This window comes from Flavobacterium luteolum, from assembly GCF_027111275.1.
GTDB classification, from domain to species: Bacteria; Bacteroidota; Bacteroidia; order Flavobacteriales; family Flavobacteriaceae; genus Flavobacterium; species Flavobacterium luteolum.
The window spans coordinates 1017981-1042298 of sequence record NZ_CP114286.1 but is presented as its reverse complement, the minus strand read 5'-3'; the positions used below and the strand labels follow the sequence as shown (position 1 = coordinate 1042298).

Annotated in this window: 23 protein-coding genes; 8 read left to right on the top strand and 15 right to left on the bottom strand. The window is 33.2% G+C overall.

Translation table 11 applies throughout. The annotated features are described in order from the left end of the window. Window positions 1-66: 66 nt before the first annotated feature. From OZP10_RS04120 to OZP10_RS04110, 3 genes are all read left to right on the top strand, one after another. On the top strand, window positions 67-1452 hold the full coding sequence (locus OZP10_RS04120) for an MATE family efflux transporter (RefSeq protein ID WP_281633647.1): 1386 nt from the start codon (window positions 67-69) through the stop codon (window positions 1450-1452). Window positions 1453-1559: 107 nt separating this feature from the next. Then, entirely contained in the window at window positions 1560-1787 is a 228-nt protein-coding gene (locus tag OZP10_RS04115) for a DUF8828 family protein (RefSeq protein ID WP_008468034.1), read from the top strand. A 37-nt stretch (window positions 1788-1824) separates the two neighbouring features. Continuing rightward, entirely contained in the window at window positions 1825-3762 is a 1938-nt protein-coding gene (locus OZP10_RS04110; protein WP_281633646.1) for an LTA synthase family protein, read from the top strand. A 125-nt stretch (window positions 3763-3887) separates the two neighbouring features. On the opposite strand, the gene meaB is transcribed toward OZP10_RS04110, so the two are convergent. From meaB to OZP10_RS04095, 3 genes are all read right to left on the bottom strand, one after another. Beyond that, window positions 3888-4982, bottom strand: a complete 1095-nt coding sequence (gene meaB, locus OZP10_RS04105; protein ID WP_281633645.1) for a methylmalonyl Co-A mutase-associated GTPase MeaB — start codon at window positions 4980-4982, stop codon at window positions 3888-3890. A 247-nt stretch (window positions 4983-5229) separates the two neighbouring features. Further along, on the bottom strand, window positions 5230-5871 hold the full coding sequence (locus OZP10_RS04100) for an NAD(P)-dependent oxidoreductase (protein ID WP_281633644.1): 642 nt from the start codon (window positions 5869-5871) through the stop codon (window positions 5230-5232). Window positions 5872-5929: 58 nt separating this feature from the next. Further along, window positions 5930-6337: an RrF2 family transcriptional regulator gene (locus OZP10_RS04095; RefSeq protein ID WP_281633643.1), complete on the bottom strand. Its 408-nt coding sequence runs from the start codon at window positions 6335-6337 to the stop codon at window positions 5930-5932. 255 nt (window positions 6338-6592) lie between these two features. On the opposite strand from OZP10_RS04095, the gene OZP10_RS04090 reads away from it, so the two are divergent. Together OZP10_RS04090 and OZP10_RS04085 are read left to right on the top strand one after the other, a co-directional pair. Then, window positions 6593-7504 carry an AEC family transporter gene (locus OZP10_RS04090; protein WP_281633642.1) on the top strand — a complete coding sequence of 304 codons (912 nt, stop codon included), beginning with the start codon at window positions 6593-6595 and terminating at the stop codon, window positions 7502-7504. 111 nt (window positions 7505-7615) lie between these two features. Beyond that, entirely contained in the window at window positions 7616-8254 is a 639-nt protein-coding gene (locus OZP10_RS04085) for a peroxiredoxin (RefSeq protein ID WP_198858320.1), read from the top strand. Between the two features lie 181 nt (window positions 8255-8435). Here OZP10_RS04085 and OZP10_RS04080 read toward each other — a convergent pair whose 3' ends face one another. The 5 genes from OZP10_RS04080 to OZP10_RS04060 all read right to left on the bottom strand — a co-directional run bounded on the left by OZP10_RS04080 (window position 8436) and on the right by OZP10_RS04060 (window position 14313). Further along, window positions 8436-10673, bottom strand: coding sequence for a cation:proton antiporter domain-containing protein (locus tag OZP10_RS04080; RefSeq protein ID WP_281633641.1), 2238 nt, complete (start codon window positions 10671-10673; stop codon window positions 8436-8438). Between the two features lie 217 nt (window positions 10674-10890). Beyond that, window positions 10891-11460, bottom strand: coding sequence for a hypothetical protein (locus tag OZP10_RS04075; protein ID WP_281633640.1), 570 nt, complete (start codon window positions 11458-11460; stop codon window positions 10891-10893). Window positions 11461-11506: 46 nt separating this feature from the next. Further along, window positions 11507-12853, bottom strand: a complete 1347-nt coding sequence (purB, locus tag OZP10_RS04070; RefSeq protein WP_281633639.1) for an adenylosuccinate lyase — start codon at window positions 12851-12853, stop codon at window positions 11507-11509. Between the two features lie 69 nt (window positions 12854-12922). Further along, complete coding sequence (locus tag OZP10_RS04065) at window positions 12923-13615, bottom strand: sterol desaturase family protein (protein WP_281633638.1); 693 nt, start codon at window positions 13613-13615, stop codon at window positions 12923-12925. Then, on the bottom strand, window positions 13612-14313 hold the full coding sequence (locus OZP10_RS04060; protein ID WP_281633637.1) for an SIR2 family NAD-dependent protein deacylase: 702 nt from the start codon (window positions 14311-14313) through the stop codon (window positions 13612-13614). Before OZP10_RS04060 ends, OZP10_RS04065 begins: the two co-directional genes overlap by 4 nt. An 85-nt stretch (window positions 14314-14398) precedes the next feature. Between OZP10_RS04060 and OZP10_RS04055 the strand changes: the two genes are divergently transcribed. Both OZP10_RS04055 and OZP10_RS04050 read left to right on the top strand, forming a co-directional pair. Then, window positions 14399-14770: a hypothetical protein gene (locus OZP10_RS04055; protein ID WP_281633636.1), complete on the top strand. Its 372-nt coding sequence runs from the start codon at window positions 14399-14401 to the stop codon at window positions 14768-14770. Between the two features lie 64 nt (window positions 14771-14834). Beyond that, window positions 14835-15503, top strand: a complete 669-nt coding sequence (locus OZP10_RS04050) for a TrmH family RNA methyltransferase (protein ID WP_281633635.1) — start codon at window positions 14835-14837, stop codon at window positions 15501-15503. An 82-nt stretch (window positions 15504-15585) separates the two neighbouring features. Here the strand turns inward: OZP10_RS04050 and OZP10_RS04045 are convergent, their stop codons facing one another. From OZP10_RS04045 to OZP10_RS04020, 6 genes are all read right to left on the bottom strand, one after another. Next, window positions 15586-16500 carry a YARHG domain-containing protein gene (locus tag OZP10_RS04045; protein ID WP_281633634.1) on the bottom strand — a complete coding sequence of 305 codons (915 nt, stop codon included), beginning with the start codon at window positions 16498-16500 and terminating at the stop codon, window positions 15586-15588. After that, a complete protein-coding gene (locus OZP10_RS04040; protein ID WP_281633633.1) occupies window positions 16497-17063 on the bottom strand; it encodes a DUF2306 domain-containing protein in 567 nt (188 codons plus the stop codon). The genes OZP10_RS04045 and OZP10_RS04040 overlap by 4 nt, the downstream gene beginning before the upstream one ends. 216 nt (window positions 17064-17279) lie before the next feature. Continuing rightward, window positions 17280-20624, bottom strand: coding sequence for a preprotein translocase subunit SecA (gene secA, locus OZP10_RS04035; RefSeq protein ID WP_281633632.1), 3345 nt, complete (start codon window positions 20622-20624; stop codon window positions 17280-17282). Window positions 20625-20710: 86 nt separating this feature from the next. After that, window positions 20711-20932: a DUF2795 domain-containing protein gene (locus OZP10_RS04030; protein WP_007138072.1), complete on the bottom strand. Its 222-nt coding sequence runs from the start codon at window positions 20930-20932 to the stop codon at window positions 20711-20713. 217 nt (window positions 20933-21149) lie between these two features. Then, a complete protein-coding gene (locus tag OZP10_RS04025; protein ID WP_281633631.1) occupies window positions 21150-21719 on the bottom strand; it encodes a cob(I)yrinic acid a,c-diamide adenosyltransferase in 570 nt (189 codons plus the stop codon). A gap of 114 nt (window positions 21720-21833) precedes the next feature. Further along, entirely contained in the window at window positions 21834-22526 is a 693-nt protein-coding gene (locus OZP10_RS04020) for an ABC transporter ATP-binding protein (protein ID WP_111426669.1), read from the bottom strand. A 290-nt stretch (window positions 22527-22816) separates the two neighbouring features. Between OZP10_RS04020 and OZP10_RS04015 the strand changes: the two genes are divergently transcribed. Further along, window positions 22817-23476, top strand: a complete 660-nt coding sequence (locus tag OZP10_RS04015) for a DUF6565 domain-containing protein (RefSeq protein WP_281633630.1) — start codon at window positions 22817-22819, stop codon at window positions 23474-23476. A gap of 56 nt (window positions 23477-23532) precedes the next feature. Here the strand turns inward: OZP10_RS04015 and OZP10_RS04010 are convergent, their stop codons facing one another. Next, window positions 23533-24315: an O-methyltransferase gene (locus OZP10_RS04010; protein ID WP_281633629.1), complete on the bottom strand. Its 783-nt coding sequence runs from the start codon at window positions 24313-24315 to the stop codon at window positions 23533-23535. Window positions 24316-24318: the final 3 nt, after the last annotated feature.

Genomic DNA, 24318 nt, shown 5'->3' with positions numbered 1-24318 from the left:
ATATTTTTATTAATTGGATAGAATTCGAAGCTTCTGACTATCTTTGCCGACTAAAAAAGAATAGAAGTGAATTTAAAGCAGTACACCAAAGAGTTTTCGTATAATTTAAGACTGGCTTATCCTGTTATTTTAGGAATGGTCGGACATACTTTAATTGGTATTGTCGATAACATAATGGTGGGAAAAATAGGAAGTACAGAACTAGCAGCAGTTTCGCTAGGTAACAGTATGATTTTTATTGCAATGTCTTTAGGAATTGGATTTTCTACAGCAATAACTCCAATCGTTGCCGAAGGTGATGCAGAGAAAAATGATACTAAAATTCGCTCTGCTTTTCATCATGGTTTATTTCTATGCACTATTTTAGGATTAATCCTTTTTACGGTAATTATGTTTGCCAAACCAATAATGGAATTGCTAAAACAGCCAGCAGATGTTATCGTACTTGCAAAACCTTATTTAGGATGGGTGGCTTTCTCGCTGATTCCTTTGGTAATGTACCAGGGCTATAAGCAGTTTGCTGACGGAATGTCATTAACCAAATATTCTATGTATGCTATGGTTATGGCGAATGTGCTTCACGTTGGAATTAATTATGTTTTGATTTATGGAATCTGGATTTTTCCAAAAATGGGAATTATTGGAGCCGCTTTGGGAACTGTAATTTCGAGAATATTTTTGGTCATGTTCATGCATATCATGCTTTCAAGAAGAGACGATTTAAAACGCTTTTTTAAAGGTTTCAGTTTTAATGAAATAAAAAAAACAACAATAGAAAAGATTATCAGCATAGGATTCCCTTCTGCAATGCAGATGCTTTTTGAAGTTGTGCTATTTACCGCTTCAATCTGGCTTTGCGGAAATATCGGAAAAACAAGTCAGGCAGCAAATCAAATAGCATTAAGTTTAGCGTCAATGACTTTTATGTTTGCCATGGGATTAAGCGTAACTTCGATGGTTCGTGTCAGCAATCAAAGAGGTTTAATGGATTATAAAAAGCTAATTGTTGTAGCGCGTTCTATTTTTCTGCTTGCTATAATCTTAGAAACAATTTTTGCAATTTTCTTTATTATTTTCCACGATTATCTGCCTTATATTTTCTTGAATATGGAAAACACAGGACAGATTTTAGATAACGAAGAAGTAATAGGAATTGCTTCAAAATTACTTTTAATTGCTGCAATTTTCCAGATTTCTGACGGAATTCAGGTTGTGGTTCTTGGGGCATTACGTGGATTGCAGGATGTAAAAGTACCAATGTATATTACTTTTGTAGCTTATTGGGTTATTGGTTTCCCTATTTCATACTATTTAGGAGAATACACCGAATTGAAAGCTCAAGGGGTTTGGATCGGACTTTTGGCAGGTTTAACAGCAGCGGCGATTTGTTTGTATATTCGTTTTCATTACCTAACAAAGAGATTGATTATCGATTCAGATCTAAATAACTAAATTTGAATAAAAAATAAGTCGAAGATTGTAAAGTTTAAAGTCAAGAGAAATTCTTTTAATCTGTATAATCTGAGACAAAAAAATAACCATTAAAAAAAATAATAGATATGGAATTACCTAAATTTTTACTTGGAGATAATACCGATTTTCCAGACGATATTTTTATCATTCACCTAGATTACCCAAGATTTATTATCAATTTGAAAGATGATGAGGTTGAGTTTTTAGAAGAACCAGAAGATCTTGACGAAGCTGAATTAAACGCCGAAATGGAAAGTTTAATTGAAAAAGCAAATGAGTTTTACGACAGAGAAATTAATCGTTACGAAGAGTAATTTGTTTTTCTAATCTTACGTTCTTATACTATTTTTAATGAAAAATTTACGTTTTTTAAAACCTATTTTCAGTTTTATATTAATCGGATTATTGATTACCACTTTAAGCCGAATCTTTTTGTTTTTTCTTTTTAAAGAAAGAGTAGTGCAGACGCCAGATTTCTGGTATATTTTTCCAATCGGATTACGAATGGATTTAATATTACTGTGTTATTTGTCATTTTTGCCAGCAGTTCTAATTACTTTTCTGCCAAATAAATGGATAAAATTCACCAACAAATTTCTGGTAATTTATAGTTTTCTATTTCTGTTTTTAATTCTTTTTGTAGAATTAGCTTCTCCAGATTTTGTAAAGCAATATGATACGCGCCCGAATAAGATTTTCTTAGATTATCTTATTTACCCGAAAGAAGTGGTTGGAATGCTTTTAAAAAGTTACCTGACTTCAATCATTGTGACTTTCCTAATTCTTGGAGTTGTAATTTATTTTGCTTTCAAAAAAGGAAAACAATTATTTTATACAACCAGTACAGAATATAAATTCAAATTAATGGTATTTCCATTAGTGGCTTTTTTATTGTTTTTCGGAGCACGTTCAAGTCTTACTTCAAAACGTCCTATTAATGCTAGTAATGCTGTTTTCTCAACGGATCAGCTTACAAATACTTTAGGATTAAATTCATTTTACACTGTTGCTTTTGCCGCGTATTCAATCAAAAATGAGGGAAATACTAAAATGTATGGTAAAATGGATGAAGCCGAAGCGATCGCTCGTGTAAAAAAATACATGATAGCAGGACCAAACGATTTTAGCGATAAAGACATTCCGTTTTTGCATGTACAGCAGCCAGATTCTGTTATGAAAAAGCCATATAACTTGGTGATATTTTTACAGGAAAGTTTAGGTGCAGAATATGTTGGAATTTTGGGAGGAAAACCATTAACTCCAGAATTTGATAAATTGTCTAAAGAAGGATTATTGTTCACCAATTTGTATTGCACAGGAACCAGAAGTGTTCGCGGAATTGAAGCAGTTGTAACTGGATTTTTGCCTTCGCCATCAGAAAGTGTAGTGAAGCTTGGAAATTCACAACAAGGATTTTTTACATTGGCAGACGCATTAAAACAAAAAGGTTACGATACCAGTTTCATTTATGGCGGAATGGCCAATTTTGATAATATGGCTTCGTTCTTTAACGGAAATGGTTTTACAGACATCGTAGACCAAACTGATTTTGATTCGGATGGAAATAAATATGCTTTCAAAGGAACTTGGGGTTATTCTGATGAAGATTTAGTTACGAAAGCAAATCAGTATTTCAAATCAAAAGGAGACAAACCATTTTTCTCTTTAATGTTCTCTACTTCAAATCACGAACCATTTGAATATCCAGCTGGAAGAATTAAACCTTATGATAAAAAGCCTAATACGGTAAATAATGCCATGAAATATGCCGATTTCTCTATTGGGAAATTCTTTGAAATGGCAAAGAAAGAACCGTACTTTAAAAATACGATTTTCATTGTAATTGCTGACCATAACACAAGAACTTATGGGAAAAATTTAGTGCCAATAAACAAATTCCACATTCCAGCATTTATTATGGGACCAGGAGTTCCAAAAGGAGCGGTTTATGATAGATTGGCAAGTCAGATTGATATTCCGCCAACATTGTTAAGTTACTTAGGACTTCCGTTTGAAACTCCAATGGTAGGTCGAAACCTAAGCAAATTGGATCCGAAAGTGCAAGGAAGATCTATTATGCAGTTTAATGACATCAATGCATTTAGAGTTGAAAATCAAGTTGTGATCATGCAGCCAAATTTGAAACCATTGCAGTTTGAAATCAAAAATGATACAACTTTAATTCCAGTTAAATTAAATGAAGATTTAGCAAAAGATGCTTTAGCGCACGTTATTACAGCAGGAAATTTATATAAAGAAAGTAAATATAAGCTTAGACCTAAAAAATAAAGATGCTAATGTACTAAGTTGCTAAGCTTCTAAGTTTTGTCACATTGAGCGAAGTCGAAATGCTATATAGTTCTTGACTCCACTCGAACAGAAAGGAAACCTTAGTAACTTAGAAGCTTAGTATCTTAGAACCTTTTTTTAAAATATAATTTTAACAACTCAGAAGCAGCTGCAAACGATGAAATCTCATTGTTTTGCACTGCTTTTTTGCTTTCTTCTAAAAGCGAAATGATTTCAGGCTGATTATAGAAATTCTGTTTCAATTGTTCGTTGATGGTTTCCATCATCCAGAAATGGTTTTGTTCGTTTCTTTTGTCTTGGAAAAATCCTGATTCTTTCGTCATTTCAAAATAATCAGAAATCGTATTCCAAACTTCAGGAATTCCGTCTTTTGTCAGTGAACTGCAAGTAGTGACTTTGGGCTGCCAATTAGATTTTTTGGGAGGAAATAAATGCAAAGCGCGATTAAACTCCAATTTCGCTTGATTTGCCTTTTTTATATTATCGCCGTCAGCTTTATTAATGACAATTGCATCTGCCATTTCCATAATACCACGTTTAATACCTTGAAGTTCGTCGCCTGCACCAGAAATTTTCAAAAGCAAAAAGAAATCGACCATACTGTGAACGGCAGTTTCGCTTTGGCCAACTCCAACTGTTTCGATAATAATAGTATCAAAACCTGCGGCTTCACAAAGAATAATGGTTTCTCGGGTTTTTCGCGCGACACCTCCCAGAGTTTCACCAGAAGCACTAGGGCGAATAAAAGCATTTTCGTCTTTTACCAATTCTTCCATTCGGGTTTTATCTCCCAAAATACTTCCGTGCGAAAGCGAACTGCTTGGATCGACTGCCAAAACAGCTACTTTTTTTCCTAATTGTGTCAAATGTTTTCCAAAAGCTTCAATAAAAGTGCTTTTTCCAACTCCAGGAACTCCTGTAATTCCAATACGAACTGATTTATTAGCATGAGCTAAACAGCCTTGAATGACTTCGCTTGCTTTTTTAAAATGATCTGGATTAGTGCTTTCAATTAAAGTAATGGCACGACTTAAAGAAGTTCTATTTCCTTCTAAAATGCCATTAATTAATTCTTGAGAAGTAGGTTGTTGTCTGCGTTTGCTTTTAATTTGATTGATAGCCGAAATATTGGTGATTTCGGGAGGTGAAATTCCAGCTTTTTCAGAGATGCTACCAGTTTGTTTATTATAATTTGACAAAACGCACTTTTTAGAACTGTAAAAGTACAGAAAACAAAAACAGTTTCAAAAAGTTAGTTTGCCTCTAATTACACGAATTTCCGCTAATTTGTTATTCTCACAATGAGTAAAAATAAGTTGCCACGAATTCACGAATTTTCTTTTTTTTAATCTTTATCTAATATTATTCAAATTAATTCGAAAAAATAATCTCAAAGATTTTAAAAGAAAATTCGTGAATTCGTGGCAAAAAAAAGTTAGAATCTTTTTAGTAACCTGCAGTAAATCTAACCTGATGATGTTTTGGAGTTTCTACTTCGTCAGCAATAACAACTGCTAAATCTTCTACAGATAAAATACTTCTTTGCTCATCATTGAAAACAGGATTTTCTAATCCTAAACGGTATTTTCCAGTTCTTCCTGTTTTAGTTCCAGCATGCATTTCGAAAGCAGGACTAAAGAATGCCCAATCCAAATCTTTTTCTTCTTTAATAATGTTTAAATAATGTCTTGCAGCATTTGCACCAGGGAAAATCTCTTTTGGAAAATCTGGCGTATCAACCGCTTGTAAATCTGGAGCTACATATAAACTTCCAGCTCCACCAATTGTAATAAAACGTTTAACTCCCGATTTTTTAACCGCTTCCTGAATTGCTTTAGAACCTGCTAAAAAGTCATCGTAAATATTTGGGTTTGTCCATCCAGGGTTATAAGCATTAACCACAGCATCGTGACCTTTTAAGATTTCTGCCAAAGTATCAACATTAAAAATATCTGCAGCAACCCAAGTAGCGTTTGGGGTATCTTTTGGAGTTCTTGCAATAGCAGTGATTTCATGTTTTCTATCTGCTAATTCGTTTAAAATTGCTGAGCCAACAAATCCTGTAGCTCCAATAAGTGCGATTTTCATAATATATAAATTTATTTAGTAATAAAAAATGTTACAGTTTTGGGTAAAAAAATAGTTTTTAAAATTGATTCGAAAAATCCTCCAGAGAGATGTTCTCAAGCTGAGCACTTACTTTATCATTCATTTCTTTATACAAAGCTTCCAAATTCTGATTGATGCTTTTTCCAACAGGACAATCAGGATTTGGCTGATTCTTTGCGAAACCTAAACCAATGGTTTCAAAAGTCATTTCGAATATTTGTTTTAAAGTCAGGTCAACAGGATTAACCGCCAATTTTGTTCCGCCATTTTTTCCTTCTTTACTTTCTACAATATGATGCGCTTTTAGATTGGCAATTTCTTTTCGAACCAAAACAGGATTTAGATTAATACTTCCCGCAATAAACTCCGATGACAAATAATCATTTGGGAATTTATGGAGTAAAGTAAGAATGTGAATCGTTATGGCAAATTTACCTGAAATCATACTGTAATAAAATATGTTACAAATTTACATCTTTTTGTAACACAAAGTACTAATTTAACTATTTTTTTTGAAATGTGTGATGAGTGATTGATTAAAAGTGACTGGTATTCAGTAAGAAGCGATTGATTTTTATTGAAATGTTATATGTTTAACAAAAGAAAATCAGTAGTTACGATTTATTCAAAAAGCGAATTACTATTTACTTTTCGCTAATCACTAAATTAGAAATACTTATTTTTGTCTTGATCTTACTATATGAACAACTTTATACTAATATTTTTCTTTCTTTTGCTGGGTTTGGTTTTACAGCATGTAAAACAATTTCCGACTCATATTTACAAAACGCTCAATAAAATTGTTATTTATTTCTGTCTTCCAGCGATTACTTTATATCATATTCCGAAAATAAAATGGAGCAGCGAATTGCTATTTCCAATAGGAGCAGGGTGGATTACTTATATTCTGGCTTTTATCTTTTTTCATTTTTTGGGAAGAAGAAATGGCTGGTCGAATAAATTGATTGGCTGTCTGATTTTGACAGCTGGTTTGAGCAACAGTTCTTTTCTAGGTTATCCGATTATTGAAGCTTTATTTGGAAAGAAAGGTTTAGAAACTGCAGTTTTAGTAGATCAACCAGGAACTTTTGTTGTGGTTTCTACTCTTGGCGTTTTTACTGCGGCCTTTTATTCTAAGGGAAGTCCAAATGCATTTGGGATTTTTAAAAAGATTATTCTATTTCCGCCCTTTCTAATGTTTGTTTTGGCTTGTTTCATGAATATTTTTGATTATAAATTAAATGAAAATTTTCAATCTATATTACTGAAAATTGGAAGTTTGGTAACACCTTTAGCATTACTTTCTGTTGGCTTGCAATTGACTTTCGATCGAAAAAGCCAGCATTGGAAATTTTTACGTCTTGGACTTTTCTTTAAACTCCTTTTGATTCCTTTTATAATTTTTGTGCTGTATGTATTTATTTTTAACCAGCATTCTGAAGTTATAAAAATTACGATAATGGAAACCGCTATGGCGCCAATGATAACAGGTGCAATCCTTGCTTCAACTTACGGATTAAAACCCAAATTAAGCAGTATGATGATCGGTTTCGGAATTCCGATTTCCTTTGTAACGCTTGCTTTCTGGTATTTTGTTCTAAGTTTTATTTAGTTCAAAATAGTAATTATATCGACAAAGTAGAATTTTAACTTTTTTTAAGAAAATCAATGTTTTCTATATCCTTTTTTTGGTTAATTTTAGATGAACTAAAAAAATGAAATTATGTCAACATTAAGATTAGGCGATATAGCTCCTGACTTTCACGCAGAAACCACACAGGGACCAATTAATTTTCACGAATGGCTAGGAGATTCGTGGGGTGTTTTATTTTCGCATCCAGCAGATTTTACGCCAGTTTGTACTACTGAATTAGGAACTGTGGCGAACTATGTGCCAGAATTCAAAAAAAGAAATACTAAGGTTATTGCTTTGAGTGTAGATGGCCTAGAGTCTCATAAAGAATGGATTAAAGATATCAACGAAACTCAAAATACAGAAGTAAATTTCCCAATCATTGCAGATGAGGATAAAAAAGTAGCTAATTTATACGATATGCTGCACCCAAATGCAAGTGATAAATTTACAGTTCGTTCTGTTTTTGTTATTGGACCAGATAAAAAAATCAAATTAACGCTGACTTATCCTGCTTCTACAGGAAGAAATTTTGATGAGTTGCTTCGTGTAATCGATAGTTTACAATTGACAGCAAATTATAGTGTTGCGACTCCAGCAAACTGGAAAGATGGAGAAGATGTTGTAATTGCACCAGCAATTCCAGACAGCGATATTCCAGCAAAATTCCCAAAAGGACATACGCCAATTAAACCTTATTTGCGTTTGACACCGCAGCCGAATAAATAGTTTTTTTGAGGTTCTAAGATACTAAGGTGCTAAGATTCTAAGTTTTTTTCTTAGAATTTTAGCATTTTTGTTTTTATGAAAAGCAAAGAAAATTAAAAAGCGTTGAGACTTTCAATTTATGAAAATTTCAACGCTTTATATATAAAAACTTAGCACCTTAGCACCTTAGCATCTCAGAACCTTACTTAGCTGCCAACAAAGCATTCATTTTTTTCTTGTCTCCTACAACCCAGAGAATGTCATTTTTCTCTAAGATTAGACTAGATTCTGGATTTAGAATTCGATTTCCGTTTCGTTCAATTCCTACGACCATTCCGTCTGTTTTGGTTCTGAATTGTCCTATGCTTTTTTGAATGAATTCGTCCTGAGAAACTTCAAGCTGGCGCAAAACAATATCGGTTTCTTCTACTTTTGTAGGCGGTTCTGTTTCGTTTTGAGTTAAGAATTTCGTGAATTCTGCAATTTGAGCATCAGTTCCAATTACACAAATCTCATCGCCAGGAAATAAACGTTCTGTTTTGGTAGGAATCGGAATGGTTACTTCTCCTCGTTTAATATAAGCAATATTAATTCCGAGCTGTTCACGAATTCGGAGTTCTTGTAAAGTTTGTCCAACCAAATTGGATTCTTTTTTAATTTCAAAGAAAGACATGTGTCCATCCCATGGCATTAAATTAGCATATCGTCTGTCAATCTTTTTGTTTTCGCGATCGTTTAGATTTTTCAAAAAGTGATTTTCAATTTTGTGATATTGCTCATTTAGTTTTTTAGGAAAAATTTGATATGCACCAATTGCAATAATTAAGGCCACAAATGCAACCAAAGGCGAGAAGAAAATATTCAATAAGAATCCGACAAAGAATAAACCGAGACTCATTCTAATCAGAATCAGCATTAAAAGCGCTCCACGGTATTTGCGTTCTTCCCATAACTTTTCAACTTCATCTACTTTTACACGACGAAGCGATAACGCCCATAAAAACGGTGCAATTACAACCAAAGTTAACAAAGCGGCCAAGGTATTTCCGAATCGTGTATCGGCAACCAAAGGCGCTACAAATTTAGACGACAATAATATAATGGCAGTAATGATGATTGTATGAAGAATAATTTGTGTAATCGAAGAGCGGAGTACAATCTGCCAAGTGCTGACAGATTTAATTGCTTGCGCATTTACACTATATCGATTAATGTTTTTAACCCATCTTTTTGGCATTTTAGATTCTAAAAAGAAAGCGAATCTTTCTGAGTATTTAATTAAAAATGGAGTAGTAAATGTTGTAATGGCAGAAACGGCTACAATAATAGGGTATAGGAAATCGCTTGTAACTTTTAAGGACATTCCGAGAGTGGCAATGATAAACGAGAACTCACCAATTTGAGCTAAACTCATTCCGGTTTGAACAGATTGTTTTAAAGGCTGGCCAGAAATTAAAGCTCCAATAGAAGAACTGAATGCTTTTCCGAATATGGTTAATAATGTAATTATAGCCACCGGAAGCGCATAATTAACCAAAGTAACCGGATTGATTAACATTCCCACTGATACAAAGAAAACGGCTCCAAAAAAATCTTTTACTGGCTGAATTAAATGTTCGATTTTTTCTGCCATCGTCGTTTCAGCAATAATAGATCCCATGATAAAAGCACCTAATGCTGGAGAGAAACCTACGTTTGAAGCAAAAATAACCATCATTAAACATAAAGCCAATGAGATAATCAGCAGCATCTCATCAGTTAATAGATGTTTTGCTTTTTTAAAGATTGTCGGAATAATAAATATTCCTCCTAAGAACCATATGATTAAGAAGAAAATAAGTTTTAAAACAGATTGCAGTAATGCTGTTCCTGAAACTTGGTCGCTTACCGCAATAGTAGATAATAAAACCAACATTAAAATGGCAACAATATCTTCTACAATTAAAGCTCCGAAAACAATTCCAACGAACTTTTTTCCTTTTACGCCCAGCTCATCAAAAGCTCTAATGATAATGGTTGTCGAAGAAATAGAAAGTGTAGCTCCCAGGAAAATACTGTCCATTTTTCCCCAGCCCATCCATTGCCCGACACAATAACCAATTACAGTCATGAACAAAATCTGGGTTATGGCGGTGACAGACGAAGTCCCTCCAACCTTCATTAGTTTCTTAAAGCTAAATTCGAGTCCTAAACTGAAAAGCAAAAATATAACCCCAATTTCTGCCCAAACTTCAACACTTTTCATGTCGGTTATAGAAGGGAAGAAATCAAAATGGTTTCCAGCTAGAAATCCTGCAATCAGGTAGCCTAAAACCAAAGGCTGTTTCATTTTTCTAAATAATAGAACGGCAATTCCGGCAGTCATCAGGATTAATCCTAAATCACTAATTAAAGGTTGTAAATGGTGTGTAGTTTCTGCAGCGGCATTTAGTGCAATCATATAAAAAGGTGGTATTTTTTTTAAAGAGTTGATCCAGCTTTTTGTTTCAAAAGAAATTCGTTAGCTCCAATTAATATAAAAGGAGTGTAATCTGGATTTGCCTCTGGATTTAATAAAAAAAAGCTATCTCGATAAAGATAGCTTTTTCTGGTAAAATATTTGGTATTTTTCTTAAATTCCTTGCGTGATTGCTCGGTTTTTTTTTGGATTATGTTCCTTATTCTATTTTGACTGTACCTATATTAACGTCCCTATAATAAAGATTAAATGTAGAAACTTTTAATGTTAGCGGAATAATGAAAAATAACTCAGCTTTAAAATTTTTATAAGCAGTTTGTCCAAAATATACAATACTGGAATCAGGATTTTTTTTAGTTCCAAGCTCGACTGCAATTTCAGAATTAGTATAACCTGTTATATTAAATTTGTCAAATTGATCTATTTCAGTGCTTTTGTATTGAGGCAGGTTGCTACTGTAATCTTTATTTTCAGACTTCGTTTTTCTGAAATAATTTCTTTCAGGGTTTCCTGCTATAGCTGCATAACCTAAATAGTCTCCGAGACGGTATCTAATTTTATTAACAGTGTCTACTAATGCAAAAGCACTTATTCGGGCATGATTTTCTTCTATTGACTTGACTTTACATTTGACCATAATGTACTTATACTGCGATTGGTCAAATTTTATGCCTCTCAACATTAGAGTAGAAAATTCGGAAGGTTCTTTTGCCTTTAGAATTTCTATTTCAATTCCGTTAACTACTTTTTTCTGTGCATAAATAGACATGCTAAAAACAAGTAATAAAAGGAGCAAAAAACGATATTGCATCGAATTAAATTCCTGTGTAATTACTAGGAGTTATAGCTAACAATTCTGCTCTAACTGAATCTGAAACTTCTAGAGTCGCAATAAAGTTATGAATCGCATTTTTGTCGATTGCTTCATTTGTTCTTGTTAAACCTTTTAAGGCTTCGTACGGATTTGGATAGGCTTCGCGACGTAAAATAGTCTGAATAGCTTCTGCAACTACAGCCCAGTTTTTCTCTAAATCTTCGGCAAATTTACCTTCGTTTAAAAGTAATTTGTTTAAACCTTTCAAAGTTGCTTCAAAAGCAATAATAGTATGTCCAAAAGGAACACCAACATTACGTAAAACAGTACTGTCAGTTAAATCACGCTGTAATCTTGAGATTGGCAATTTCGCAGCTAAATGCTCAAAAATAGCATTTGCAATTCCTAAATTTCCTTCAGAGTTTTCAAAATCAATTGGATTTACTTTGTGTGGCATTGCAGATGAACCAATCTCTCCAGCTTTGATTTTCTGTTTGAAATAATCCATTGAAACATACGTCCAGATATCACGATCTAAATCGATGATAATAGTGTTGATTCTTTTTAAAGCATCAAAGAAAGCAGCAAAATGATCGTAATGCTCAATTTGAGTGGTTGGGAAAGAATGTTTTAAACCAAGATCTGTTTCAACAAATTTATTTCCGAATTGTTTCCAGTCAATTTGTGGGTATGCTACGTGGTGTGCATTAAAGTTTCCTGTTGCTCCTCCAAATTTGGCAGCAAACGGAATATTGAATAATAAACGCATTTGCTCTTCTAAACGCTCTACGAAAACCAAAATTTCTTTTCCTAAACGAGTAGGAGAAGCTGGTTGTCCGTGTGTACGCGCCAACATTGGAATGTCTTTCCATTCAACACTTAATTCTTTTAATTTTGCAATTACAGCAATTAAGGTTGGCATGTAAACCTGCTCAAACGCTTCTTTTGTAGAAAGCGGAATAGCAGTGTTGTTAATATCTTGAGATGTTAATCCGAAGTGAATGAACTCTTTGTATTGAGATAAACCTAATTTCTCAAAAGCATCTTTAATAAAGTATTCAACCGCTTTTACGTCGTGGTTGGTTACTTTTTCTGTTTCTTTAATCCAAAGCGCATCTTCTGTTGAGAAGTTTTTGTAGATATTTCTCAAGCTTTCAAATAAGCTAGAATCAATACCTTGCAATTGAGGCAATGGAATTTGGCATAAAGCGATGAAGTATTCCACTTCAACCAAAACGCGGTATTTTATTAAAGCTTCTTCAGAGAAGAAAGGTGCTAAATTTTGAGTTTTATTTCTATATCTTCCATCAATTGGCGATATAGCATTCAATTCGTTTAGAGTAGTCATTGTGATGTTGTTTTTTCGAAAGGTGCAAATATAAGGTATTGTTAAAACTTCTGAAAGCTATATTGATGCTTAAATTATGGTTTTGAAAATTTTATCCCAGATTGTAAAGTAAAAACCATAATTATGAGTTTCATTTTTATGATGATCATTGTGAAATTTAGTGGTAGAAATCCATTTTGTGAAGTAATTGCTATACCAAAAAGATGGAAATATATCTTTTTTTAAATGTCCAAATACCCCATAAGAAAGATTTAGAATCAAATAAATAATGATACTCAAATAATTAAACTTTAAAATCGTAATTAAAAACAGCCAAATAAATCCAAAACCTAAAGTTTCAATAGGATGAAGGACATATAAACTATAAGCATTGGTTTCTACATGTGTATGATGCAGTTTATGAATCGGATACATCCATTTTAAATGATGAACCAAAAAATGAAAAATAAACATAAAAAGATCCATTAAAAGAATCAACAAAAGTGTATCGAAAATGATAAGTTTAATAGACGCTGAAAAATCTACTCTCAGAATTCCGTATTGATACAATTTGAAACCAATTAAAGTTATAATTGTGTTACAAAAAAGCGTAGAAAGTACCCATTTCTGATCTTTAGTCTGTAAAAAGGTATTTTCAGATTCGATTATTTTTCCAATTAAAACGGATAAACCAACCAACACTAAATTTTCTATCAAAAAGAAAACAAAGAGGTAGATTGTGTTAAATTGACTTAACTGTTGTAACCAGCTTTCAAAAATCATTTTGTTTTTTCTAAGTTCAGTAATTTTTCTCTCAAATCGGCAACTCCTTCAGAAGCAAATTTGGCAATAGTTTCTACTTTATTTCTAAGATTCGGAATTGAAATTGGTTTTGGATCAATATAAAAAACAGGAGTTGTACTTGGCGTATAAGCAATTAATCCCGCTGCTGGATAAACTTGCAGAGAAGTCCCGATTACAGCAAAATAATCTGCAGTTTCGGTAATGTCAATAGCTTCTTCGAGTGCAGGAACTTCTTCGCCAAACCAAACAATATGCGGGCGTAATTGATGCCCGTTTATATCTAAATCTCCAGTTTGCAAATCTTCAGTCCAATCCAGAATTAGATTTTTATTTTGTGTACTTCGTACTTTTAATAATTCGCCATGCAAATGTAAAACATTTGTACTTCCGGCACGTTCATGCAAATCATCAACATTTTGGGTGATAATGTAAACGTCGAAATCTTTTTCCAATTCAGCCAAAATAATATGACCCAAATTCGGATTTACTTCTTTCAGCTGTTGGCGTCTTTTGTTGTAAAAATCGAGAACCAATTCCTGATTTTTATGCCAGCCTTCAGGAGTGGCAACTTCCATTACATCATGTCCTTCCCATAATCCATCACTGTCGCGAAATGTTTTTATGCCACTTTCGGCGCTAATTCCTGCTCCTGTTAAAACAACAAGTTTCTTTTTCATTTTTTAAAATTTATTCTTTAGTAGCATATTACAAAGTTCATTAATATATTAAATTGGAAAGATAGTTTTTTCTTACTTTTATAAAATGAAAAAGCTGTTTTTATTATTTCTATTCTTAACAACCGCAATTATTTGTGCTCAAACCAAAAATAGAAATTTATTTTATGTAGATAGTGCAATAACTTCTTTTTCGTTTGTGAAAGTGCAACCATTATGTTTTATGGAATATAAAAACTTTTTGTATTCCTTAAAAGCATATTCGATTTATAATCCAAAACCTGGATTTTTGCCAACTAATACAAAATCACAACATTATTATTCTCTTGCCAATACCAATAAATTGCTCAAGCTGGAAATGAGCTCCATTAAACCCCAACCAATTTTCCCAGATGAGGATAATAATAAATCACTTAGAGATGCTATTTTTGAAACCGTTGTAAGTTCTATTTTTGAATAAAAATGAAGGTAAAGCAATAAAAAGATTTCTTTAAAATGTATTTTTGCGATAAAATAGTATTAAAATGATTGATTTAGATTACTTAGCTTTTCTCGAAAATATATTAACAGATAACCGCAAAGAAAGATTTTTAGAAGTATTAGGAAACCGCACCAAACACTTTACAGTTGCAGTAGAAGATGTTTATCAGATGCACAATACAAGTGCAGTAATGCGAAGCTGTGAAGTTTTCGGAATTCAGGAATTAAATGTAATTGAGCAGCGTTTTGGAAAAAGAATCGATAAAGAAATTGCTTTAGGAGCACAAAAATGGGTAGACATCAACCGGTTTGATTCGGTTTCAGGTTGCCTTTCTGATTTAAAAAGTAAAGGGTATCAAATTATCGCGACAACTCCGCACGAAAAGGATTGTATGTTGGAAGATTTTGATATTTCGAAACCAAGTGCCTTATTCTTTGGAACAGAAAAAGAAGGCTTGTCTCAGGAAATTATGGACAATGCAGATGGTTTCTTAAAAATACCAATGGTAGGTTTTACAGAAAGTTTGAATATTTCGGTTTCGGCTGCGATTATTATTCAAAGCTTGACAAACAGACTCCGAAGATCAGAGATTGATTGGAGATTAACTGATGAAGAAATTTTAGTAAAACGTTTGCTATGGGCTAAAAATTCTATAAAAGATATAAAGCGAATTGAGGAAAGATATTATCAAGATAATCCAAGTAATAGTTAGAAGAAATTTAGCCTCGAATTCATGAATGTATTTTCAGAAAATAATATGTGAATTAGAGGCTAAAACATATTTAATTTAAAGCTTATCTTCCGAAGGAATCATAATTGTCTTCTGCATATTTTTCAAAACGTTTTAAGATGGTAATGTTTTGTTTTTCTAAAGTTGTCAGTTTATCATTTACATTGCTATACATTGGAATATACCATTCGACTTGATTAAAAAATTGACGAATTGTTTTGGTTTTAAAAGTAAGTCCATGTCTCGCAAAAATGGTATTTCTGAGAATTTGCAAATCAATTTTCTTTAAATTCTTCAAATCTGACTCTGTAAATTTCTGTAGGGATGAATTAAGCGTTACGATTTTCTCAGAAGCAACCCTGTACAAGGATGCATTTTCATATTCTGTTTCTTCATTTTCGGTTCCTGTTTCGCTCCCTTCACTTTCTTCCTCTTCATACTTTACTTTTTCTATTTTAGGATTTTGATAATCAATATACATTCCTTCTTCAGGCAACATTACATAAGGATTATATCTAAACTCTTTTTTAGTAAGTGCAAAACTTCTTTTTCTTACTTCTTTATTAGGATTATTTGCTGTCCAAGTACCTACAAGAAGAGTGTCGTTTTTAATTTCAAAATCAAAAAAGCCATCATTTTTGTCATCTCCAGGTTCATTGAGGATAAAATGAATGTTATCGCCTTTTTTTGTCATTCTGCCTTTAAGCGGTCTGTTATTTCCAGCAACAATGCTTTGTCCTATTACTTCAGAAGAGGTGATTTTTTTGATTGAGATATTAATTTTATTGCTATACATTTCGTTTTCAGTTCCTTCTCCGCTTCTTTCTTCTGCAATAAAATCACCTACCCAAGAGCCATACAGCTCGGTCATTAATTCTTGTTCCTGAGGTTTTGGAGGCAGATTTTCTACAGCTTTTTTTTCTTTCGAATTGCATGAAAAAAGCAAAACGAAAAATAATAAGTAAAAACAGTTTTTCATTTTTTTGATTGGTTATAAAGATAATATTCAATGATTAGTAAATTGGGAATCCATCCGAGCCATGCTATAAACTGATATACATCCATGGGAGGGGGGTGAAATAAAGTTACAATTACAACTTTCCAAAATCGAAGTGTTATGGCAGAAAAACTTAAAGCGAAGCTTCTATACATAAATGTGTTATGCGAATGTAAATCTCTTTTTTTAATGCTGGTAAATCCTTTTAGCGTGAAATAAAACCAAAGCAAAGCCAGTGTTACAAATGATATTTTAGAAAACAAACCACCATTCGCAAAAATGCCAATGAATAATCCTGAAGGTGCGCTGAGAAAAAGAACGGTGAAAACATATAATTTTCCTATTCTTTGATGAAGTATAGGGTATTTTTTTAAAATGCTGGAATTAAATTGCGTAAACCCAGCCAATAAAACAAAGATCGATGAGCAGACATGAATATAAAAAAAGAGAATATATAGAGGGATTTCTGTGACTTCTGTTTGTTTTATTTGAAGAAACGCAACATCTGTTTTAAATGGAAAATACTGCAATGCGATCTTAATCATCAATACAAAAAAGTAACTAAAAACTAATAAAAGTAATAGTGGGAAATAAGATTTTAGATGATTTTTCAATGTAGAGTTAAAGATTTTTAGCGAGATAAATGTAGGAAAAAGGTTCTAATTAGAAAGTACTAAAATGAATATTATTAATAATAAAAAACAAAAAAATCCCCGACTACAATTGTAATCGGGGATTTTATATTTAAGATTGGATTTTTATTAGTTAATTAAAACCCAAGTTCCAGCAGCAATTAAAGCTTCAGCTTTTTTGTATTTCATTGTTTCTGTTTTACCAGTAGCAATTTCTTGAACAACAACAGTATCATTTCTGTTGATTTTTGGCATATCTCTAACAATAGTTTCAGTAACCTGACGCTGTTGAGTTTCTCCAGCTTCACGGTTCATGCTTTCGCTGTTTGGAATTTCGTCTTTACTTAATTGTAAATTTTCTTTTGGACGAGCTACTTCTCTTGCTTCATGAATTTCAGGAACGTTTTGAGCTGGTAAATCACCTTTGAATAAGAATGAAATTACTTCTTTGTTTACGTTATCCAACATTCCTCTAAACAAGTTGAACGCTTCTAATTTGTAAATAAGCAATGGATCTTTTTGTTCGTGAACAGCCAATTGAACAGATTGTTTCAATTCGTCCATTTTACGCAAGTGTTTTTTCCAAGCTTCATCAACAATAGAAAGAGTGATGTTTTTCTCGAAATCGGCAATCAATTGAGCACCTTCGCTTTCGTAAGCTTTTTTCAAGTCTGTTACAACATTCAAAGTTTTGATTCCATCAGTAAATGGAACTACAATTCTTTCAAAATGATTGTTTGGCTCTTCATATACTCCTTTAATAATTGGGAAAGCTTCTCTTGCACTTCTTTCTGTTTTTTCAGTATAGAATGCTAAAGCCTCTTTATATACTTTTCCTGTAACTTCGATATCAGATAATTTTAAGAAATCTGCTTCAGAAATTGGAGAAGTGATTCCGAAATAACGAATTAAATCAAATTCAAATCCTTTGAAATCATTAGCTACTTTGCTGTTGCTTACGATTAATTCGCAAGTATCATAAAGCATATTCGCAATATCCAGTTTTAAACGCTCTCCGAACAATGCGTGACGACGACGTTTGTAAACTACTTCACGTTGAGAGTTCATTACGTCATCATATTCTAATAAACGTTTACGAACACCAAAGTTGTTTTCTTCTACTTTTTTCTGAGCACGTTCGATAGATTTAGTCATCATAGAATGTTGAATAACTTCACCTTCTTTCAATCCCATTCTGTCCATTACTTTCGCAACTCTTTCAGAACCGAATAAACGCATTAAGTTATCTTCAAGAGAAACATAGAATTGAGAACTTCCTGGATCTCCCTGACGACCAGAACGACCACGTAACTGTCTGTCTACACGACGAGAATCATGACGTTCTGTACCAACGATTGCTAAACCTCCCGCAGCTTTTACTTCTGGAGATAATTTAATATCGGTACCACGACCAGCCATGTTTGTTGCAATTGTTACAACTCCAGCTTTACCAGCTTCTTCAACGATTTGCGCTTCTTGCTTGTGCATTTTAGCATTCAATACGTTGTGTGTGATTCCTCTCATTTTAAGCATACGGCTTAATAATTCTGAAATCTCTACAGAAGTTGTTCCAATTAATACTGGTCTTCCAGCTTGAGATAATTCAGTAACATCTTCGATTACAGCGTTAAATTTCTCACGTGTTGTTTTGTAGATGTAATCTTCTTTGTCAATTCTTGCAATTCCACGGTTTGTTGGAATTTCAACAACATCCAATTTATAGATTTGCCATAACTCGCCAGCTTCTGTAACTGCTGTACCCGTCATACCTGCCAACTTGTTGTACATTCTGAAGTAATTCTGTAATGTAACAGTTGCGAAAGTTTGAGTAGCAGCTTCGATTTTTACATTTTCTTTAGCTTCAATCGCTTGGTGAAGACCGTCAGAATAACGACGACCATCCATGATACGACCAGTTTGTTCATCGACAATCATAATTTTGTTGTCCATGATAACGTACTCTACGTCTTTTTCGAATAAAGCGTAAGCTTTTAAAAGTTGAGTAAGAGTGTGGATACGCTCGCTTTTTACTCCGAAATCTTGGAATAATCTTTCTTTAGCTTCAGCTTCGGCGTCTTTATCTAATTTTTGTTTTTCAATCGCAGCGATTTCTGTTCCAATGTCTGGTAAAACGAAGAAATCTGCATCTGTATCTCCAGAAAGGTATTTAATACCATTATCTGTTAATTCTACTTGATTGTTTTTCTCTTCAATCACAAAATACAAAGCTTCGTCAACTTTGTGCATTTCACGATTGTTATCTTGCATGTATTGATTTTCAGTTTTTTGAAGTAATTGTTTAATTCCTTCTTCACTTAAAAATTTAATTAATGCTTTATTTTTAGGTAAAGATCTGTAAGCTCTTAATAGTAAGAAACCTCCGTCTTTAGTATTTCCTTCTTTGATTAATTTTTTAGCTTCAGCTAAGAAACCATTTGCTAGCTGACGTTGTTGTGCAACTAAGTTTTCAATTTTTGGTTTCAATTCGTTGAATTCGTGACGATCTCCCTGAGGAACTGGTCCAGAAATGATAAGCGGCGTTCTAGCATCATCAATTAATACAGAGTCAACCTCGTCGACAATTGCAAAATTGTGTTTTCTCTGCACTAAATCGCTTGGAGAATGTGCCATGTTATCTCTTAAGTAATCGAAACCAAACTCATTGTTAGTTCCGTAAGTGATATCAGCGTCGTATGCTTTCTTTCTTTGTTCTGTACTTGGCTGGTGATTATCGATACAGTCAACAGATAAACCGTGGAATTCGAATAAAGGAGCTTTCCATGTACTATCACGTTTTGCTAAGTAGTCATTCACTGTTACTAAGTGAACTCCGTTTCCTGTCAAAGCGTTTAAGTAAAGTGGAAGAGTAGCAACCAAAGTTTTACCTTCTCCCGTTTGCATTTCGGCAACTTTACCTTCGTGCAATACCATACCACCAATTAACTGAACATCGTAATGAATCATGTCCCAAGTGATATCTTTTCCAGCAGCATTCCATTTGTTTGCCCAGATCGCTTTTTCGCCATCAATAGTAATGTATGATTTTGTTGCTGAGAATTCGCGGTCTTTTGCAGTTGCAGTTACCTCGATATGTGAGTTTTCTTTAAAACGACGAGCCGTTTCTTTTACTACAGAAAAAGCTTCCGGAAGAATTTCCAATAAAGTTTTTTCAGAGATTTCATAAGCCTCTTTTTCAAGAGCATCTATAGCATCGTAAATGTCTTCTCTTTTATCGATGTCTTCGATGTTTTCTACTTCTGCTTTAAGCGAAGCAATTTTAGCATCTTTGTCAGCTCTAGCTTCTTTTATTCTATCTTTAAAATAAATGGTTCTAGCTCTTAATTCGTCATTTGAAAGACTCATTAAAGGAGCTTCGAACGTTTTGATTTTGTTTAAGTAAGGTTGTAAAGCTTTGACATCTTTTTGCGACTTATCGCCGACAAAGACTTTAATAATACTGTTTATGAAACTCATGATTTATTGTATTTCTTTATTATATAATATGTATTTGAACCAAAAAAAAAGTCTCTATGATGAGACTTTTTTCTTTGGTTTATTTTTTAATATTCATCCTCATTCCAAAGATAATCTTCGTCTGTTGGATAATCAGGCCAAATTTCTTCCATTGATTCATATATCTCGCCTTCATCTTCGATTGATTGAAGGTTTTCTACTACCTCTAATGGAGCACCTGCTCTAATGGCGTAGTCAATAAGTTCATCTTTGTTAGCAGGCCATGGCGCATCACTTAAATAAGATGCTAATTCTAATGTCCAATACATCTGTTATCTGTTTAGTTTGTGCAAAAATAAATTTTTTACTGAAAAAGACAAGTAAATTTTGATTTATTTTAATAAAATTTAAGAACGTCCTTGTTAGTGCTCAGTTTTCAGTGACAGTTTTCAGTTTTTAAAGCTAAAATTTGCCAACAATTACTGTGTTTTTAAGTATTCAGTTTTTGTGTGAGCTTGCAGTTTGAAAACTGAAAACCATAACTGTTTACTTACGCGGAATCCATTTCACTTCATCTGCTTTTAAGTCTGAGGACAACTTTCGTGCCAAGACAAAAAGGTAGTCAGAAAGTCGGTTTAAGTATGTGATTGCTATTTCTGGAACGTGTTCATTATGACTTAAATGGACTGATAAACGCTCTGCTCGACGGCAAATACAGCGCGCTATATGACAATGTGACACGGTCGGGTGGCCACCAGGTAAAACAAAATGCGTCATTGGCGGTAGACTTTCGTCCATTTTATCAATTTCATTTTCGAGTAATTCAATATCCGAATCAATTATGCCGAGATTTTCCAAGCGAAGTTTCCCATTTTTTAAAACCTCTTTCTCTTGTGGAGTTGCCAAAATGGCACCAACTGTAAAAAGACGATCCTGAATTTCGATTAAAATCGTTTTATAATGCGAATCCATTTCCTGATCACGGATTAGTCCGATATAAGAGTTCAGTTCGTCAACAGTTCCGTAACTGTCAATTCTAATATGGTCTTTTGGTACACGCGTTCCTCCAAAAAGAGCCGTTGTGCCTTTGTCGCCGGTTTTGGTATATACTTTCATTTTTTTTAAGATGCTAAGGTTTTGAGGTGCTAAGATTCTAAGGTTTCTCTCCTTTTGAATTAATCTAAAATCTGGTTTTTCCTTTTCCGATTAAACAATTAATCAAATAAACGGTTAAACAGTTTTTCTCGTGTCGCTTTCAATTAAACCGTCTCGTAAACGGATAATTCTATGTGCGTAAGCTGCGATATCTTCTTCGTGAGTTACAAGAATTACCGTGTTTCCTTGTGCATGAATATCTCCAAAAAGTTTCATGATCTCTACAGAAGTCTTACTGTCTAAGTTTCCTGTTGGCTCATCGGCTAGAATAATTGAAGGTTTATTGACTAAAGCTCTTGCTACAGCAACACGCTGGCGCTGTCCTCCAGAAAGCTGATTCGGCTGGTGATCCATTCTGTCTGCTAGGTTAACCTGTTTTAAAACTTCGGTTGCGCGGGCTATTCTTTCAGATTTTCCGTAACCAGCATAAATCATAGGCAACGCAACATTGTCTAACGCAGTTGTTCTTGGCAAAAGATTGAAAGTCTGAAAAACGAAACCAATTTCTTTGTTTCTGATTTCGGCCAGTTCATCATCTTTCATTTTGCTGACATCTTTTCCATTTAAAATATAACGACCAGAAGTTGGTGTATCTAAACAGCCCAATAAATTCATTAAGGTAGATTTTCCTGATCCTGAAGGCCCCATTAAAGCAACGTATTCTCCTTTTTGAATTTCTAAATCTATTCCTTTTAAAACATAAACGATTTCATTTCCTAAAGTAAAATTTCGTTTAATGTCGGTTATTTTAATTAATGGTTCAGCCATTTCGTTTTACAATTTTGGATTTAAAAGTACAAAACACTTTTCAATAAAAAGGATAAGTAGTTCAGAATTGGTTTTTGTTACAAAGCACAGTTGTAAATGCCCTTTTGTATAATGCATTAAAAAAAAATAGAAATGTTATATCTTTTTGAGGATATTTTGTATAATTATCATTATTTTTTATGTTTTATAGTTTTAAGATGTTTTTAATTTTAAAAACATGATAATAATGTAATTTATTAAGATAAACGTTTGGTAAATTTGATTAATCAATTAATTAAATAATCAAGATTATGAAAAATATCAAAATAGCTACAGGAATTGCTTTATTAGTATTAGGGTTAACATCGTGTAAAGATGAAAAACAAGAAAGAGCTCAAAAAACAGTAGACAACTATGTAATCTATGTTGACTCTGTTAAAAATGTGGCAGCTGCTGACTTAAAAGACAATTGGAAAAGTGTTGAAGCAGAATATGATAGAAGATCTCAGGAAGCGCAAGCTGCGTTAGCTGATATTAAAGACAATGCTGCTGCAACAGAAAAAATAAATGCAAGTAAAATTAAGTACGAGGAATTTAAAAATGAAATGACCGCCCAATTTGCCCCTCCAGCTCCTAGTCCGAAACAACAGTTAAGAGATGCTTTGTTTGGCGCAGGAAAAATAGGTGATGATATGAGTTTTAGCTGGGTTAACGCCCAAAATATTCATAGCGTTTATCAGCAGTTTGTTCATACTGTAGAAAACAATAAAGACAAATATTCTAGAGAAGACTGGGATGAAATCAAATTAATGTATGAAGCTCTTGACAGCCGTAAAAATACAGTTGAAAAAGAAGGTCTTTCTGCTGAGGATAACAGAAAAATTGCTGGTTTGAAAATCAAATTTGCACCAATGTATACTGTAAACAGAATGGGAGCTAAATCTGAAGAAAACAAAGACGCAAAAAAATAAGATTTTAATATTTTGAATTAGAAATAAAAAAGACGATCAGAAATGATCGTCTTTTTTTATGCTCTAATTATAAAATGCTCTTTTGGCTGTTCTCTTCTAAAGAATACAAATCCCCATTGAAAAGTATCAATTGTGACTTTTACTTTTGGGTGATTTTTTATAATCTCCCACGCTTCTTCCATTTCAGGAGACCAATGAATATCATCAAAAATCCAAACAGAATCATTGTTGATTGTTGGCAACAAAAGTTCAAAATATTCTAAAGTTGCTTTTTTAGAATGATTTCCGTCGAAATATATTAAATCCCAATCGCAGATATTTGCAGAGCCATCTTTTAAGAATTTGCTAAATTCTGAATTCACAAAGTCAAAGTTAGAATCTGGAAATTGTTGGTTAAATAAATTTTCCGCGACTGATTGTGTATTTTGACACCCCTCAAGACTAAGTAAAAAAGATTCTTTACTTCCCAATGCAATAGCTGAACTCGCTAAACCTAAAGATGTCCCTATTTCGAGGATATTTTTTGGCTGGAAATAATTGGTTACTCTAAACAATAATTCTGCCCGTTTTGGAGAAATTCCTGCTGTTTGCGCAATTTTAGAAATCTGTCTTCGGTTGGATTTAAAGACTTTTGATCCAACGCCAAAATCAGTTACTTCGATGAAATTTTTATTTCCTAAAAGCGATTTCCTATAGTTCTTTAGAATAGTATATTCAGGCTTTGCTTTCTTATCGTAGAAACATTTTGTCAGTAAACTAAAAACGAACGGCGAATGAACCGCGTGTTCGTTTTTAGAATTCCATAAAAATTTTAGGTAAGATTTTATTTGAAAAAGCACTCT